Raw genomic sequence first — 15958 nt, 5'->3', positions numbered from 1 at the left:
GTCACGGACTCCGGAACTACTTCGCGAACCGGAGCGGGCTCACCGCCTGCTCGGCTTCGTGATCGGGTCCGAGCGGAATCCCCGACCGGTCCCGCAGCAGCAGCGTCGCGAGGAACCCGATGACCGTCATCCCGCCCAGGTAGACGGCGACCGACAAGGACGTTCCGGTAGCCGCGACCAGTGCGGTGGCGATGGTCGGAGCGAACGCGCCGCCGAGGATCGCGCCGAGCGCGTAGGAAATCGAAACACCCGAGAACCGGATCGACGCGGGGAAGAGTTCCGCGTAGAAGGCCGCCTGCTGGCCGTAGGTGAAGCCGAGCCCGACACTGAGAATGATCAGGCCCAGCGCGAGGAAGACGATCTTTCCGGTGTCCACCAACGGGAAGAGGACGGCGACGCCGGCGAACTGGGCGATCCAGCCCAGCACGTAGGTGCGCCGCCTGCCGATCCGGTCGGACACCGCCCCCGCCGCCCAGGTCGACAGCAGCCAGGTCGCCGCCGACGCGGTCACCGCCCACAGCACCGGACCGCGTTCGAGGCCGATCGGGCCCTTCGGGTTGGTCGCGTAGTTCTGGATGTAGCCACCGGTGGTCATGTAGCCGACGGCGTTGTTGCCCGCGAACACCAGCGCGGCCACCAGGACGAGCAGCGAGTGCTTGCGGAACAACTGAACGATCGGGGTCCGGGTCTGCTCGCGGCGTTCCGCGATCTCCTTGAACACCGGGCTTTCCTCGACGCGGCGCCGCACGTAGTGGCCGACCGCGATCAGCCCGACGCTGAGCAGGAACGGGATCCGCCAGCCCCAGTCGAGGAACGCGTCGCCGGGGACGAGCAGGCTGGTCAGGGCCAGGACACCGGAAGCCAGCAGCAGACCGAGCGGCACGCCGATCTGCGGTGAGGCACCGAAGAGACCCCGGCGTTCCCGGGGCGCGTGCTCGACGGCCATCAGCACGGCACCGCCCCATTCCCCGCCCGCCGACACACCCTGCAGGATCCGCAACAGGATCAGCAGGACCGGCGCCAGGACGCCGATCTGGCCGAACGTCGGCAGCACGCCGATCAACGTCGTCGCGGCGCCCATCAGGATCAGGGTGAGGACGAGGACCACCCGGCGCCCGTACTTGTCGCCGAAGTGCCCGGCGAGGAAGGCGCCGAGCGGGCGGAACAGGAAGCTCACGCCCACGGTCGCGAAGGAGACCAGCGTGCTGTTCGCCCCGAGACCGGAGAAGAACAACTTGCCGAAGACGAGTCCGGCCGCGGACGCGTAGACGAAGAAGTCGTACCACTCGACAGTCGTCCCGACGACGGTCGCGAACGCCACCCGCCGCTGTTCGGCGGACCTGGGGCCGGTCCGGCCGGGGGTGACCTCACCTTGCGCTGGATTCGACATCACGTGTGGACTCCTTTGTCCTAGGCCTGACGCGAGTGGCGGCCCGCTGGATCCCCTGGGGCGAGGCGAAGGCCACTCGGTGACCGCCTTGCCACTGTGGCACAGGATCATATACGTTATTAGATACGAAGCAAGGGTCGAGTGGAGCGGGAAGGCATGGACATCTACGAGGCAACGTCGCCGGCGGATCATCGGTCCGGTCCCCTGGGGGCACGACCGGGCAAGATCATCGCCGTCCATCTCAGCTACGCGTCCCGGGCCGAGCAGCGCGGGCGGCGGCCGGCGAACCCGTCGTACTTCTTCAAGCCGCCGAGCTCGCTCGGGTCGTCCGGTGGCACGGTCGAACGGCCCGCCGGTACCGAACTGCTGGCGTTCGAGGGCGAGATAGCGCTGGTCATCGGCACCACGGCCCGCTGGGTCAAGCCGGAGAAGGCGTGGGATCACGTCGCCGCCGTCACCGCCGCCAACGACTTCGGCCTCTATGACCTCCGCGCGGCGGACAAAGGCTCCAACGTCCGGTCCAAGGGCGGTGACGGCTTCACCCCGCTCGGCCCCGGGCTGATCGACGCGCGCGACATCGACCCCGCCGCGCTGCGCGTGCGCACCTGGGTCAACGGGGACCTGGTACAGGAGGACACCACGGCCGGCCTGCTGTTCCCGCTGCGGCAGTTCGTTTCCGACCTCTCCCAGCACTTCACGCTCGAACCCGGCGACGTCATCCTCACCGGCACCCCCGCCGGCTCGACCGTGGTCTCCCCCGGCGACGTCGTCGTGGTCGAAGTGGACGCTCCCGGCACGTCGGCGAGCAGCGGACGGCTCCACACGACGATCTCGCAGGGAATCCGGGCGTTCTCCGACATCGGCGGCCTGCCCGAGGTCGACGACAAGCAGCGCGCCGAAGCGTGGGGCACACCGAAAACCGGTGAGGTCACCGAAAAGCCTCCCGCGCTCGCCGAGGAACTGCGCGAAAAGCTGGAGCGCGCGCCGGTCGCCGCGCTGTCCGCCCAGCTGCGCAAGCGTGGCCTGAACAACGTCGCGATCGACGGCGTGCGCCCCAACCTGCCGGGTACGAAGATCGTCGGGACCGCGCGGACCCTGCGTTTCGTCCCGAACCGCGAGGACCTGTTCAAGAGCCACGGCGGCGGCTACAACGCGCAGAAGCGCGTCTTCGACTCCGTCGGCCCGGGCGAGGTGATCGTCATCGAGGCCCGTGGCGACGCGGGTTCCGGAACACTCGGGGACATCCTCGCGTTGCGGGCGCGGCATCTCGGCGCGGCCGGAGTGGTGACCGACGGCGGGATCCGCGACTCCGGCGCCGTGGCCGAGACCGGGCTTCCGGTGTTCTCGCAAGGCCCGCATCCGGCGGTCCTCGGCCGTAAACACGTGCCGTGGGACTCCGACGTCGCGGTCGCCTGCGGTGGAGCCACCGTGCTGCCCGGCGACATCATCGTCGGCGACGACGACGGCGTGCTCGTCATCCCGCCGGCCCTCGCCGACGAGGTCGCCACCGCGGCACTCGTCCAGGAAGACGAGGACGCCTGGATCGCCGAGCAGATCGGCCAGGGCCGCCCGATCGAGGGGCTGTTCCCGCTGAACGCCCTCTGGCGGGAAAGGTATGAGGCATGGCAGAAGAAACGGTGAAGACCGCAAGCAAGTCCGAACTCGCCTACGCGTGGCTGCGAGAGAAGATCGCCCGGCACGAGTACGGCCCGGGCTACCGGCTCGTCCTCGCCGAGATCGCCGGCGCGCTCGACATGAGCGTGGTCCCGGTGCGCGAGGCGATCCGGCGGCTGGAGGCCGAGCGGCTCGTCACCTTCGAACGCAACGTCGGCGCGCGCGTGGCCATGGTGGACCAGAACGAGTACGTCCACGCGATGCAGACGCTCGGCGTCGTCGAAGGTGTGGCCACCGCGTTGTCCGCGCCGCGGCTGACGGACCAGGACATCGAGCGGGCCCGCGCGGTCAACGGGCGCATGATCGACCTGCTGAGCCACTTCGACGCCCACGAGTTCACCACGCTGAACCAGCGGTTCCACTCGCTGCTGTTCGAGTGCTGCCCCAACCCGCAGATCCTGGAGCTCGTGCACCAGGGCTGGACGAGGCTTTCGGGCCTGCGCGACTCCACGTTCGCCTTCGTCCCCGACCGGGCGAGCAGGTCGGTCGAAGAGCACGAAGAAATCCTCCGGCTGATCTCCGAGAAGGCCGACCCACTCGAAATCGAATTCGCCGCGCGCAATCACCGCTGGGCCACCATGCAGGCCTTTTTGGACGCTCGGGACCGCGCGAACCCCTGACTGAGGAGGACTTCCTTGACGACGACCACTCCCCGGACCGTCCCGGACGGGGTGCCGGAGCGGATCCGGCACTACATCGACGGTGAGCTCACCGATTCGGCCGACGGCGCCACGTTCGACGTGCTCGACCCGGTGACCAACGAGGTGTACGTGCGCGCCGCGGCGGGCAAGAAGGCCGACATCGACCGCGCCGTCGTCGCCGCGCGCCGGGCGTTCACCGACGGGCCGTGGCCGAAGATGCTGCCGCGGGAGCGGTCCAGGGTGCTGAACCGGATCGCCGACCTCGTCGAGTCACGGAACGAGCGGCTGGCGGAGCTGGAGAGTTTCGACTCGGGCCTGCCGATCTCGCAGGCGCTGGGCCAGGCGCGCCGGGCCGCGGAGAACTTCCGGTTCTTCGCCGACCTGATCGTCGCGCAGGCCGACGACACCTACAAGGTGCCGGGCCGCCAGATCAACTACGTCAACCGCAAGCCGATCGGTGTCGCCGGGCTGATCACGCCGTGGAACACGCCGTTCATGCTGGAGTCGTGGAAGCTCGCCCCGGCGCTGGCGACCGGGAACACCGTGGTGCTCAAGCCCGCCGAGTTCACCCCGCTTTCGGCGTCGCTGTGGGCCGGGATCTTCGAGGAAGCCGGGCTGCCCCAAGGCGTGTTCAACCTCGTCCACGGTTTCGGCGAGGACGCCGGCGACGCGCTGGTGAAGCACCCGGACGTCCCGCTGATCTCGTTCACCGGTGAGAGCGGCACCGGCAGCCTCATCTTCGGGAACGCGGCGCCGTTCCTCAAAGGACTGTCGATGGAACTCGGCGGCAAGTCCCCCGCCATCGTGTTCGCCGACGCCGACCTGGAGACCGCGATCGACGCGACGATCTTCGGCGTCTTCTCCCTCAACGGCGAACGCTGCACGGCGGGCAGCCGGATCCTGGTCGAGCGCGCGATCTACGACGAGTTCGTCGAGCGCTACGCCGCGCAGGCCGCACGTGTCGTCGTCGGCGACCCGCGCGACCCGGCCACCGAGGTCGGCGCGCTGGTGCACCCCGAGCACTACGACAAGGTGATGGGCTACATCGAGATCGGCAAGACCGAAGGCAGGCTCGTCGCGGGTGGCGGCCGCCCGGAGGGCTTCCCGACCGGGAACTACGTGGCACCGACGGTCTTCGCCGACGTCAAACCCGACGCCCGGATCTTCCAGGAGGAGATCTTCGGCCCGGTCGTCGCGATCACGCCGTTCGACGGCGAAGAGGAAGCGCTCGCGCTGGCGAACAACACCAAGTACGGGCTCGCGGCCTACGTCTGGACGAACGATCTCAAGCGGGCGCACAACTTCGCGCAGTCGGTCGAGGCCGGGATGGTGTGGCTCAACTCGAACAACGTCCGCGACCTGCGCACCCCCTTCGGCGGGGTGAAGGCGTCCGGGCTGGGACACGAGGGCGGCTACCGCTCGATCGACTTCTACACCGACCAGCAGGCGGTGCACATCAACCTCGGCGAGGTGCACAACCCCGCCTTCGGCAAGGACTGACCCCGTTCCTTCGTCCACAAAGGATGTTGCCATGACCCCGATCCCCACGCCGTCCTCGCCACCGCCGGACATCCTGCGCTGCGCGTACATGGAACTCGTCGTGACCGACCTGGCGCGCTCCCGCGGGTTCTACGCCGACGTGCTCGGCCTGACGGTGACCGAAGAGGACGAGAACACGGTCAGCCTGCGATCCATCGACGAGTTCATCCACCACAACCTCGTGCTGCGCCAAGGCCCGGTCGCCGCGGTGGCGGCGTTCTCGTACCGCGTCCGAGCGCCTGAGGACCTGGACAAGGCCGTCGCATTCTACACAGAACTGGGCTGCCGGATCGAGCGCCGCACCGACGGCTTCACCCAGGGCATCGGCGATTCGGTGCGCGTGCAGGACCCGCTCGGCTTCCCGCTCGAGTTCTTCCACGAAGTCGAGCACGTCGAGCGGCTCGGCTGGCGCTACGACCTCCACTCCCCCGGCGCGCTCGTCCGGCTCGACCACTTCAACCAGGTCACCCCGGACGTGCCGCGCGCGGTGAAGCATATGGAGGACCTCGCTTTCCGCGTCACCGAAGACATCCAGGACGAGCACGGCACCACGTACGCGGCTTGGATGCGCCGCAAGCCGACCGTGCACGACACCGCGATGACCGGCGGCGACGGCCCGCGGATGCACCACGTCGCGTTCGCCACGCACGAGAAGCACAACATCCTCTCGATCTGCGACAAGCTCGGCTCGCTGCGGATGTCGGACCACATCGAACGAGGTCCCGGCAGGCACGGCGTCTCGAACGCGTTCTACCTCTACCTGCGCGACCCGGACGGGCACCGCGTGGAGATCTACACGCAGGACTACTACACCGGCGACCCCGACAACCCGGTCGTCACCTGGGATGTGCACGACAACCAGCGGCGTGACTGGTGGGGCACGCCGGTCGTCCCGTCGTGGTACACCGACGCGTCGCTGGTGCTCGACCTCGACGGCAAGCCACAGCCCGTCGTCGCGAGAACCGCCGACAGCGAACTCGAAGTCACCATCGGCGCCGACGGTTTCTCCTACACCCGCAAGGGCGACGACGAAGACGAACTGCCGGCCTGGAAACAGGGCGAATACAAACTCGGCAACCAGCTCTGAGGCGGGGACGATGCTGGATCAGGAAACGATCACCACGATCGCCGACGAACTCGCGGCCGCCGAGGCGGCCCGCGAAACCATACCGCTGCTGACGGCGCGGTATCCGGACATGACCGTCGAGGATTCCTACGCTGTGCAGAACGAATGGCGGCGCCGGGGTATCGCGGCGGGCCGTCGTCCGGTCGGCCGCAAGATCGGGCTCACGTCGAAGGTCATGCAGGCCGCCACCGGGATCACCGAACCCGACTACGGCGCCATCTTCGCCGACATGGTGTTCGAGAACGGTGCCGTGATCGAGCACGGCCGGTTCTCGAACGTGCGCATCGAGGTCGAATTGGCCTTCGTGCTGAAGGAATCCCTCAAGGGGCCGGACACCACGGTGTTCGACGTCCTGCGCGCGACCGAGTACGTCGTGCCCGCACTGGAGATCCTCTCCTCCCGCATCTCGATGGCGGGCCGCACGATCGTCGACACGATCAGCGACAACGCGGCCATGGGCGGGATGGTCTACGGCGGCAACCCGGTCGCCGTGGACGCCGTCGACCTCCGCTGGGTCTCGGCACTGTTGTACCGCAACGAAACCATCGAGGAGTCCGGCGTCGCCGCCGCGGTGCTGAACCATCCCGCGAACGGCGTCGCATGGCTGGCGAACAAGCTCGCCCAGCACGGCGACGGGCTCGATCCCGGCGACATCGTGCTCGCCGGGTCCTTCACCCGGCCGATGTGGGTCCACCAAGGCGACACCGTGGTCGCCGACTACCGGGAGCTGGGGACGATCACATGCCGCTTCGTCTAGCCCCGACCTTCCGCGACCGGCTGGCCGTCGCGTCGCAGCCCCAGATCGGCATGTGGGTCACCTCGGGCAGCCCGGTCGTCGCGGAGATCTGCGCGGGCTCCGGGCTCGACTGGCTGCTCATCGACACCGAGCACTCGCCCGTCGGGCTCGAGACGGTGCAGTCGTTGCTGCAGACCATCGCCGCCTACCCGATCACGCCGATGGTGCGCGCCCCCTCCGGCGACACGGTCGCGCTCAAGCAGTTGCTCGACCTCGGCGCGCAGAACCTGCTCGTGCCCATGGTCGACAGCGCGGAGGAAGCGGAAGCCGTCGTCCGCGCCGTGCGCTACCCGCCGCGGGGTGTCCGCGGCGTCGGCAGCGCGCTCTCGCGATCCGCTCGCTGGAACCGGGTCGAGGGTTACCTCACCAAGGCCGGCGAGTTCACGTCGCTGTACGTGCAGATCGAGTCCACGGCCGGCGTCGAAGCCGCGGCGAAGATAGCCGCTGTCGACGGCGTCGACGGCGTCTTCGTCGGGCCGTCCGACCTCGCCGCCTCGATGGGCCTGCTCGGACAGCAGACCCACGCCGACGTCACGGCCGCCGTCCTGAGCACCTTCGAGGCCGTCAGGGCCGAAGGGAAACCGGTGGGCGTCAACGCCTTCGATCCGGCACAGGCCAAGCGCTACCTCGGCGCCGGAGCGTCCTTCGTCCTCGTCGGCGCCGACGTCACGCTCCTCGCGCAAGGCTCCGAAGCGCTGGCCCGGCTGCACTAACCGCAATTAGTCCTCTAGTTGCGATACTTGCGTGTGCAACGAACGCAACTAGAGGACTAAACGCGACCAGGCCCGACCGACCCGAGATCATTCCTGAGCCGCCTCGATGGCTGCGGCGACCCCGTCGAGGATCAGGCCCAGGCCGAACGCGAAATCGTCGTTCGCGGGGTCCGCGCCGGGCTCCGGCTCGAAGACCTCGGCGGAGAAAAGCTTCGCCACGTAAGGGAAGCGGCCCGGGTCGACCAGCGTCGCGAGCGTCCGGCCATAGTCCTGTTCGGCGTCGGCCTGGCTCATTCCGGTGCCCTCACGCCCCTGTTCGAGCAAGCGTGTCAGCACGATCGCGTGCCGGACGTAGCCGGTGACGACGTTCAGCACACCCGCCTGGGTCCCCAGGTCGAGGCCGGTGTCCCGGAGCGCCCGCAGCAGGGCGTCCATCCAGCTGATGGCGTTCGGGCCGCGTGGCGGGCCGAGCGCCGGGATGTCGATCAGCCAGGGATGCTCGGCGTACCTGACGCGGATCGCGTCCGCCCAGCGCCGCACGCCGTCGCGCCACCCGCCGTCGTCACCGAGGTCGGGAGCGGGCCCGCTCGCGTGGTCGGTCATCAGCTCGAACAGTTCGTCCTTCGAGCCGACGTGGCGGTAGAGCGACATCTTCGTGAAGCCGAGCGCCTGCGCGACCTTCTGCAGGGTCACCCCCTCGAGCCCGTCGTTGTCGGCGAGGCCGACGGCGGCGCGCACGACCTGATCGAGGTCGAGTTCGGCCGGCCGCCCGAGCCGGGAAGGCACCGGGAGCCGCCAGAGTCGGCCCAGGTCGGCGGGCACCTCGCGGTCAGTCATGAGTGGCAACCATCCATATAGTGTCCATAGGATAGTATCCCGAGGACACTATCCAGTCGATCGCGTTCGTTTCAGGGGGAAAGCATGACCGGACAACTCGCCGCGGCGAGAGCACGGGTGCACGACGTCGATGCCCTGCGGGGTTTCGCGCTACTCGGGATCTTCATCGTCAACATCACCTTCATGGCCTCCGGGTTCCCGGGCAACCTCGTGGCCGACCCCGCGTACTCCTCCACCTTCGACGACGTCGTGCGCGGCCTGTCGTCGGTGTTCGTGGACATGAAGTTCTACCTCCTGTTCTCGTTCCTCTTCGGCTACAGCTTCACCCTGCAGATGGACGCGGCCGCCCGCGCCGGGGCGGACTTCGCGCCGCGCATGCTCCGCCGGATCGCCGGCCTGTTCGTACTGGGCGTCCTGCACATCGTGCTCCTCTACGGCGGCGACATCCTCACCACCTACGCACTCGTGTGCCTGATCCTCTTCTGGATGCGCGGGGCCCGCGACCGGACGGCGCTGCGGGTCGCCGCCATCGTGTACGGCGTGGTCGTGCTCAGCATGGTGAGCAGCGGGCTCTTCCTGGACTCGTCGTCGTTCCTGCCGCCGGAGACCGAAGCGCTGGCCAACGCCGAGCGGACCACCCAGGCGCTGCTCGGCGGCTGGGGCGACATCATCGGCCAGCATCTCGGCGGGCTGCCGCTCCTGGTGCTCCAGGCGGTCTCGATGCAGGGGCCGACCGCGCTGGCGATGTTCCTGCTGGGCATGGTCGCGGGACGTCGCCGTCTGCTCACTCAGGTCCGCGGCGACGAGCCGATCCTGCGCCGGATCCAGTGGATCGGCTTCCCGGTCGGGATCGCGGGCGGCCTGGCCTACACGCTCGGTGGCGGCAACGGCACCACGTTGGCCGTCGCGGCCAGCGTGGCGACCGCTCCCCTGCTGACCGCGGCGTACGTCGCCACCCTGCTCCGGGTGATGCACCATCCGCGCACCGCTCGCGTGCGGGCGGCTCTCGCCCCCGCCGGCCGCATCGCGCTCACCAACTATCTCGTCCAGTCGCTGCTCGGCCTGCTGATCTTCACCGGCATCGGGCTCGGCGCGGCCGGTTCACTCTCGCCACTGGCCACCATCGGGCTGGCGCTGCTCATCTTCACCGGGCAGCTGGCGGCGAGCGCATGGTGGCTGCGCCGCCACCGCTACGGCCCCGCCGAATGGCTTCTCCGCTGGGCCACCAACGGGAGCCGCCCCGGCTGGCGCAAGGACACCTCCGGTTGACCGGGCGGTGGGCCGTCACGACCCTGCTCGTGACGACCCACCGCGTCTCATCCCGCGGTGCAGGATGCCGCCCCGAGCCGGAACCCCGTCGGCATCGGAGCCGCCGGCCCGGCGGCCTGGAATCCGATGGTCGCGTGGGCTCCGGCGGCCAGTGTCGGCGCCCACGACGGCGCCGTGGCCGTGACCGTGTCACCCTGCTGGGTGACCGTCGCGTTCCAGCCGCCGACCAGGAGCACTCCGGGCGGCGCCGTCCAGGACGCCGTCCAGTTCCCGATCGCGGCCGCGGCCGTGTTGGTGAGCCGGACCGACGCGGTGAAGCCGCCATTCCAGGAGTTCTCCACCCGGTACGCCGCGGTGCACCCCGGCCGCGGCCCCGGTTCCGACGGTCCGCCACCGGACGGCGGGATCAGGTACGGGCCGAGGTACCCGTGCTTGACCGTGTCCACCGACGTCCAGTCGTCGTTGAGGATGCCGCCGGTGTCACCGGAGTTCGGATTCCACGACCAGAAGGTGAAGTCCATTCCGGACGGTCCCGAACCGAGGTAGCGCAGGAGTTCCCGGAGCCAGACCCCGTCGCGGGAGTCCCGCAGCGTGGTGCCGAACTCGCCGAGCAGCACGGGTGCGATGTTCTCCTTCTCCAGGTAGCCGAACCAGTGATCCCAAAGCGCGGGCAGGTTCGCCGGGAAGGCGGCGTCGTCGAACCAGGGCTGTGCGAACACCGAGGTCGCGTACTCGTGCGCCGAGTAGACCAGTTTGTCCGGTTGGCTCAGCCGGACAGGGAACTGCCTCGCTCCGGACAGGTTGCCGCCCCACCAGCCGCATTGCGGCGATCCGGTGCCCGCGACGCAGTCAACACCTTCGACGATGATCAGCCAGTCCGGGTTGACCGTGAGGATGGCGTTGCCCGCGCGTTCGGCCGCGAGACGCCAGTCCACCGCCGTGTCGCCGCAGCCCCAGCAGGCTCCGCCGCCGCCCGCCACCGAATGCGGTTCATTGTGCAGGTCCGCGCCCACGACCGTCGGATTTCCCTTGTACCGTGCGGCCAGCGTCTTCCAGTCCGCGATCCAGCGTGACTCGGGATAGGCGCCGGTGTACCAGAGCGGCGACTGCCCGGCGCCGTCCGGGCGGTGCCGGTCGAGGATCACGCGCATTCCCCGCGACCCCGCCTCGGCGATCACCTTGTCGATGATCTGGATCCCGGAAAGGCCCGCCAGATCCGGATTCTTGGCCAGGTCGATACTCGTGGGCGTCGAGCCGGCGTCGAACATCTGGTTGGAATACGGGACGCGGATGGTGTTGTAGCCCAGCCCCGCCATCTGCGCGACCATGTCGCGGTAGCCGCGGCTCCACAGGCCGTGGAAGGTGAAGTTCGCCGTCTCCGAGCCGAACCAGTTGATGCCGGTCATCCGCACCGGATCGCCTTGGGCGTCGACCAGCTGCGCGCCCCGAGCACTCCAGAAGCCGGATCCGGTGCCCGCCGCGGAGGCGGCCGGGCTCACCATCGTGAAGGTGGTGAGCCCGACCATCGCGGCGATCAAGCACTTCAGTGTGCGTGAACGCCAGAGTTTCACCGAGGTCCTCCTGATCAGCCGAAGAGTTGGACGTGCAGGGAAAACGCCGTGGCTATCTCAGCCTGGGCCCAGAACCTGTGGAACTCGAAGGACGGGGCGGCGCCACCGTCCAGATAGGACTGGACCTTCGGCCATTGCGCGTCGTCCCGGAAGAAGGACCGGATCGACAGGAACGTGCTGTTCGCGCCGATGGCGTCGCCGTTGGGCATCGTCCCGGTCCAGCCCGGCGGGACATAAGTCCCTTCCCCTGTGGTGGAGTTGTACGCGTCGTCGAAACGCGCGTAGTCCGTCCGGGTTTCGGGTGTGCTGATCCCGAGTGAATCGGTGTGCGACAGCAACGCGTTGAGCAGCCCTTCACCGGTGCTCTTCGCCGCCGCGTTACCGGACTTCGCCGCGTAGTTCAGCAGAACCTTGGCGTACGAGGCCGCCACACCGACGTCCTGGCTGTGGTTGAGCACCCGGACGTGCAGGCCCGGGTTGGCGCCGGGGTTCGCCGGGTTCCAGTTGTCCGGCGCTCCGGTCCATTCGAGATCGGACGGGATCTGGAAGTTCGCGCCGGTGGTGGTGTTCGCGATCGCCCACGGGACCCACTTGTCCAGGATCTTCTTCGCCCTGGCGTCACCGGTCAGCTGGTACAGCGACGCGACCCGTTCGAGATTCCACACCTGGAACCCGAACCAGCGGTTGCTGGGCGGATCACGCCAGACCGGATGCGCGTCGTAGTACATCCCGTAGAACGTCGGCGTCCCGGCCGGAGGGGCCCCGTACTGGCCCTCCCAGCTGTTGGTCACGCCACCCGCGATCCCGCCTTCGCCCGCCTGGAGCCATTGCAGGACCTCGAGTTGCCGGTCGAGGCTCTTCGACCAGTCCGCGGCACCGGTGGCCGACAACGGTTTCAGCGCGGGGTCGTTCGCCAGCGCGTACGCCGCGAGCGGGTTCTGATAGCCCTGGTGGCTCGCGCCGTCGCCGATGCGCCAGGCCCAGCCCGCCGAGGTGTCGGTCGCGCCGCCCCAGGCGTAGTACCAGGACATCAGGTAGTGCGCGCTGTCCTTGCCGCTACCCGCCGGGCAGGACGGGCTGGTGCAGCCGCCGATCTTCTTGAAGTACTTGTCGAACATGGCGTACCGCAGGTAGTCGCCCATCTTCGACGCCTTCTTCACCACAGCGTCGACCTGAGTGCCCTTGCCCTGCGCCGTCGCCCACTTCTGGGCCAGATAAGCGACCTGGACGGCACGCGCGTCGGCGTCCGGCGCGTTGGTGTACTTCCATTGCTTGGCGTAGGAAGCGTCCTTGGTGAACAGGTCGAGGTAGCCGTTCGGCCCGCCGTGCGCGAACGTGTCGCACGAGGGCTGCGGGATCGTCTCCCACACCGATTCCGACGAACCGCGCTGATAGGTGTTGATGTACGCGGGTGCGGTGGTCCCGTCGCCGCAGCGTCCGAAACCGTAGGTGTTGTCGACGTCGAGCAGCCAGTGCATGCCGTAGATGTCGTCGGTGCCATAGGCGGTCTTCAGCTCGGCGGCGATCGGATCGGAACCGGCCGGGACGCCCGAGTCGAGGACGGCCGGATAGCTGTCCATCCGCGGATGCTCCGGCGCGTAGGTCGCCGGTTTGGCGGGGTTGTACTTGTCGTTCGTCGGCTGGTCGACGTGCGCCGGGATGATGTACTTCTCCATCGACGCCCAGGCCGCGTTGAACGGCGCCCAGTCACCTTGGAGCTGGCCATAGGCCGCTTCGAGCCAGAGGTAGTAGCTGAAGGCTTCGGACGTCGTCTCGTGGCCATGGTCCGGCGCTTCGACCAGGAGCGTTTCGACCGAGTGATAGGGCACGAGCAGGTCGCCGAACCGCCGGAAGTAGCCGCTGGCCGGATCCTTGAGTTTGTTGTACTGCACCAGGAACGCGGATTTGAACTCCGGAGTGGACGGATCGAGTTCGGTCGCAGTCACGATGGCGCTGTCGTAACCGGCCGCCGTCGCGGTGAAGGTCGCCGTCGCCGGCGCGCCTCCGTTGGCGGCCGAGGAGACGGTGACCTTCTGGGCCACATTCCAGTTGGCGGCGGTGAAACTCACCTGTGCCGGTGTGGCGGTGAGGTCGGCACTGCCCGACGTCCGGGCGATCGCGACCGGGACGGTCGTCGTCGGCGGGCTCGCCAAGGTCACGTCCACGGTGGCCGTGGTCCCTTGTCTCAGCGAGACGGTCCCCGGAGTCGCGACGATCGTCGGAGCGGCGAGCACCCGGACCGCGATCGGCGAGGAGATCGTGGACGCCCCCTTGTCGTCGTAAGCCCTGGCGACGACGGAATACTGGCCCGCCGCGGCCGGAGTCCAGCCGAATTGGTACGGGGCCGAGGAATCGGTGCCGAGCAACGCAGTTCCGGCGTAGAACTCGACCTTGCCGATCGTTCCGTCGGCGTCACTCGCGGCGGCGGCCAGCGGGATGACCGTGGACAGTGGATGGCTGGAGTTGTTCGCCGGGCTGGTCAGCGCGACCGCCGGTGCCCGGTTGGCTCCCGTGCACGCCGTCCCGTTGACGGCGAAGTCCACCGGCGCCCGGTTCGCGGCCGTCTTGCTGCCGTTGAAGCCGAACTGGACGGAGCCACCGACGGGAATCGTCTTGTTCCAGTCGACGTTCCGCACCGAGACCGCGGCCCCGGTCTGGCTCGGCACGCCGTTCCACAGCTGAGTGATCCGCTGACCGTCGGCGAACGTCCAGGTCAGGTCCCAGCCGGTGATCGCTTCGGTGCCAGGGTTCCGGATCGTCACGGCGGCGCCGAAACCCGTGTTCCATTCGTTGGTGACGGTGTACTCGGCAGCGCAGGAAACGGCCGCCTCGGCGGGCTGGGCGGCGGTGATCAGGGCGGCCGAAAGCAGCGCCACCGACGTCACTACGGGCAGAGCTCTTCTGGATCTCATGCATCCTCTCCTCTGGCCGGACGGGCGACTGGGAGCGCTCCCATGCAGAGTAGCGGGACGGACACGTTCTGGGAAGACGTGCTCCGCCAGGTGGCCCCAAGAGTCCTTTGTGGATGATCAGCTCGGGGCGTGCGCCATTAGAGGACTAATCGCGGACGGTCAGGCGCCCGGGTCAGCCCACCGAGTCGTGCCGCTCCCGAGCCGTGAGGATGTCCGCGCGGTGCGTGTTCGCCCAAGCGTCCAAAGCGCTCAACGGGACCAGCAACGTCCTGCCCAGCTCCGTGAGTGAGTAGTCCACCCGAGGGGGCACCGTGGCATACGGCGTCCGCGTCACCAGGCCGTCCCGGACCAGCGCCTTCAACGTGAGGGTGAGCATCCGCTGACTGATGCCCTCGATGCCCTGATGCAGCTCGCCGAACCGGTAGGTCCGCCTGCCGAGCAGGACCACGATCAGCACGCTCCACTTGTCGCCGACCAGGTCGAGGATCTCGCGGGTCGGGCAGTCGTGGTCGGCGGGCACGGGCATGGGCACATGGATGTGCGTAGCTGACATCAAAGTGCCTCCTTACCGGCGCGCCCCATACTGGCGTAGGTTGAGGTTACGAACAAGTAGTAACCATTGGAAGTGGTCATGACTGCCCCTGCTCTGCCCGAACCGTCCCAGCCGTCACCGTCCCCGGAGACGGAACAGCCGGCCTTGATCGTCATCGGCTCCGACGACGCTCCCACCTGCACGGACGGGGCCTGCGCGTGGTGATGTACATCGACGTGTGGTCGGACGTGGTCTGCCCGTGGTGCTACATCGGCAAGCGCCGCCTCGAAACCGCGCTCGGCAAGTTCGAGCACGCCGCGGACGTCGAACTGCGCTGGCACAGTTTCCAGCTCGACGCCTCGCACCCTCAGGGCCACCGCGCGCCGGTGCAGGAGATGCTCGCCAAGAAGATCGGGGCACCGCCGGAGCAGGTCCGCGCGATGACCCGGCAGGTCTCCGAACTCGCCGCCGAAGAAGGCCTCACCTACGACCTGGACAACGCGGTGTCGGTCAACACGCTCGACGCGCACCGCCTCAACCATCTCGCCGCCCGGCACAGGCTCGGCGACGCGATGCACGAGCGGCTGTTGAAGGCCCATCTGTCCGACGGCGAACTCGTCGACGACCTGGACACCCTCGTCCGGCTGGGGGCCGAGGTCGGCGTTCCCGAGGACGAGGCGCGGGAAGTCCTGAAAGGCACCGAGTACGCCGCCGAGGTCGACGCGGACTTCGCCGAAGCGCGAAGGATCGGCGTCAACGGCGTTCCGTTCTTCGTCCTGAACGGGAAATTCGGGGTTTCGGGCGCACAATCCGCGGTGACCTTTCTTTCCACCCTGGAGAAGGCGTACGCAAAGGGCGAAGAATAGGCAGTCACGATAGGGCCACGGAACCTGTCCGCCGTAACAACACTTCTCCGCCCCGCGAGTTGTAAGCCGATGGCTTCGACACCCGGAAGGGG

The 15958-nt window shown here is 68.5% G+C and carries 14 protein-coding genes; 9 read left to right on the top strand and 5 right to left on the bottom strand.

Going from position 1 to position 15958, the window contains the following annotated elements:
* Positions 1-16 precede the first annotated feature (16 nt).
* The gene (locus tag ACLJRL_RS38710; RefSeq protein WP_410661371.1) at positions 17-1390 is read right to left on the bottom strand and encodes an MFS transporter; all 1374 of its coding nucleotides are present in this window, start codon (positions 1388-1390) and stop codon (positions 17-19) included.
* Positions 1391-1546: 156 nt separating this feature from the next.
* On the opposite strand from ACLJRL_RS38710, the gene ACLJRL_RS38705 reads away from it, so the two are divergent.
* Genes ACLJRL_RS38705 through ACLJRL_RS38680 form a run of 6 tightly spaced genes read left to right on the top strand, consistent with a single transcriptional unit; the run spans position 1547 to position 7879 of the window.
* Positions 1547-3031 (top strand): fumarylacetoacetate hydrolase family protein, encoded by a 1485-nt coding sequence (locus tag ACLJRL_RS38705; protein ID WP_410661370.1) that lies wholly within the window; start codon positions 1547-1549, stop codon positions 3029-3031.
* Entirely contained in the window at positions 3013-3684 is a 672-nt protein-coding gene (locus ACLJRL_RS38700; protein ID WP_410661369.1) for a GntR family transcriptional regulator, read from the top strand. Before ACLJRL_RS38705 ends, ACLJRL_RS38700 begins: the two co-directional genes overlap by 19 nt.
* Before the next feature lie 15 nt (positions 3685-3699).
* Positions 3700-5205 (top strand): 5-carboxymethyl-2-hydroxymuconate semialdehyde dehydrogenase, encoded by a 1506-nt coding sequence (gene hpaE / locus ACLJRL_RS38695; protein ID WP_410661368.1) that lies wholly within the window; start codon positions 3700-3702, stop codon positions 5203-5205.
* A gap of 31 nt (positions 5206-5236) precedes the next feature.
* The gene (gene hpaD / locus ACLJRL_RS38690) at positions 5237-6331 is read left to right on the top strand and encodes a 3,4-dihydroxyphenylacetate 2,3-dioxygenase (protein WP_410661367.1); all 1095 of its coding nucleotides are present in this window, start codon (positions 5237-5239) and stop codon (positions 6329-6331) included.
* A 10-nt stretch (positions 6332-6341) separates the two neighbouring features.
* Positions 6342-7127: a 2-oxo-hept-4-ene-1,7-dioate hydratase gene (gene hpaH, locus ACLJRL_RS38685; RefSeq protein ID WP_410661366.1), complete on the top strand. Its 786-nt coding sequence runs from the start codon at positions 6342-6344 to the stop codon at positions 7125-7127.
* Entirely contained in the window at positions 7112-7879 is a 768-nt protein-coding gene (locus ACLJRL_RS38680) for an HpcH/HpaI aldolase family protein (protein WP_410661365.1), read from the top strand. Before hpaH ends, ACLJRL_RS38680 begins: the two co-directional genes overlap by 16 nt.
* A gap of 87 nt (positions 7880-7966) precedes the next feature.
* Here the strand turns inward: ACLJRL_RS38680 and ACLJRL_RS38675 are convergent, their stop codons facing one another.
* A complete protein-coding gene (locus ACLJRL_RS38675; protein WP_410661364.1) occupies positions 7967-8716 on the bottom strand; it encodes a TetR/AcrR family transcriptional regulator C-terminal domain-containing protein in 750 nt (249 codons plus the stop codon).
* Positions 8717-8800: 84 nt separating this feature from the next.
* On the opposite strand from ACLJRL_RS38675, the gene ACLJRL_RS38670 reads away from it, so the two are divergent.
* The gene (locus tag ACLJRL_RS38670) at positions 8801-9985 is read left to right on the top strand and encodes a DUF418 domain-containing protein (RefSeq protein WP_410661363.1); all 1185 of its coding nucleotides are present in this window, start codon (positions 8801-8803) and stop codon (positions 9983-9985) included.
* A 47-nt stretch (positions 9986-10032) separates the two neighbouring features.
* Here the strand turns inward: ACLJRL_RS38670 and ACLJRL_RS38665 are convergent, their stop codons facing one another.
* From ACLJRL_RS38665 to ACLJRL_RS38655, 3 genes are all read right to left on the bottom strand, one after another.
* Entirely contained in the window at positions 10033-11523 is a 1491-nt protein-coding gene (locus tag ACLJRL_RS38665; RefSeq protein WP_410661362.1) for a cellulase family glycosylhydrolase, read from the bottom strand.
* Between the two features lie 47 nt (positions 11524-11570).
* Entirely contained in the window at positions 11571-14468 is a 2898-nt protein-coding gene (locus tag ACLJRL_RS38660; protein ID WP_410661361.1) for a glycoside hydrolase family 48 protein, read from the bottom strand.
* Positions 14469-14640: 172 nt separating this feature from the next.
* Positions 14641-15021, bottom strand: coding sequence for a winged helix-turn-helix transcriptional regulator (locus ACLJRL_RS38655; protein ID WP_410661360.1), 381 nt, complete (start codon positions 15019-15021; stop codon positions 14641-14643).
* A 78-nt stretch (positions 15022-15099) separates the two neighbouring features.
* Here ACLJRL_RS38655 and ACLJRL_RS38650 point away from each other — a divergent pair, with 78 nt between their 5' ends.
* Together ACLJRL_RS38650 and ACLJRL_RS38645 are read left to right on the top strand one after the other, a co-directional pair.
* On the top strand, positions 15100-15225 hold the full coding sequence (locus ACLJRL_RS38650; RefSeq protein ID WP_410661359.1) for a hypothetical protein: 126 nt from the start codon (positions 15100-15102) through the stop codon (positions 15223-15225).
* Positions 15225-15866: a DsbA family oxidoreductase gene (locus ACLJRL_RS38645; RefSeq protein ID WP_410661422.1), complete on the top strand. Its 642-nt coding sequence runs from the start codon at positions 15225-15227 to the stop codon at positions 15864-15866. Before ACLJRL_RS38650 ends, ACLJRL_RS38645 begins: the two co-directional genes overlap by 1 nt.
* Positions 15867-15958 lie beyond the last annotated feature (92 nt).

Source organism: Amycolatopsis sp. lyj-112 (genome assembly GCF_046549055.1).
GTDB lineage: Bacteria > Actinomycetota > Actinomycetes > Mycobacteriales > Pseudonocardiaceae > Amycolatopsis.
Note: the sequence above shows the minus strand (reverse complement) of the source record. Positions and strands in the feature narration are given on the sequence as shown.

Bases quoted from the DNA above. Each gene is read 5' to 3' on its own strand.
- ACLJRL_RS38710 (WP_410661371.1), bottom strand. From the start codon at position 1,390: ATGTCGAATCCAGCGCAAGGTGAGGTCACCCCCGGCCGGACCGGCCCC.
- ACLJRL_RS38705 (WP_410661370.1), top strand. From the start codon at position 1,547: ATGGACATCTACGAGGCAACGTCGCCGGCGGATCATCGGTCCGGTCCC.
- ACLJRL_RS38700 (WP_410661369.1), top strand. From the start codon at position 3,013: ATGGCAGAAGAAACGGTGAAGACCGCAAGCAAGTCCGAACTCGCCTAC.
- hpaD (WP_410661367.1), top strand. From the start codon at position 5,237: ATGACCCCGATCCCCACGCCGTCCTCGCCACCGCCGGACATCCTGCGC.
- hpaH (WP_410661366.1), top strand. From the start codon at position 6,342: ATGCTGGATCAGGAAACGATCACCACGATCGCCGACGAACTCGCGGCC.
- ACLJRL_RS38680 (WP_410661365.1), top strand. From the start codon at position 7,112: ATGCCGCTTCGTCTAGCCCCGACCTTCCGCGACCGGCTGGCCGTCGCG.
- ACLJRL_RS38675 (WP_410661364.1), bottom strand. From the start codon at position 8,716: ATGACTGACCGCGAGGTGCCCGCCGACCTGGGCCGACTCTGGCGGCTC.
- ACLJRL_RS38670 (WP_410661363.1), top strand. From the start codon at position 8,801: ATGACCGGACAACTCGCCGCGGCGAGAGCACGGGTGCACGACGTCGAT.
- ACLJRL_RS38660 (WP_410661361.1), bottom strand. From the start codon at position 14,468: ATGAGATCCAGAAGAGCTCTGCCCGTAGTGACGTCGGTGGCGCTGCTT.
- ACLJRL_RS38655 (WP_410661360.1), bottom strand. From the start codon at position 15,021: ATGTCAGCTACGCACATCCATGTGCCCATGCCCGTGCCCGCCGACCAC.
- ACLJRL_RS38650 (WP_410661359.1), top strand. From the start codon at position 15,100: ATGACTGCCCCTGCTCTGCCCGAACCGTCCCAGCCGTCACCGTCCCCG.
- ACLJRL_RS38645 (WP_410661422.1), top strand. From the start codon at position 15,225: ATGTACATCGACGTGTGGTCGGACGTGGTCTGCCCGTGGTGCTACATC.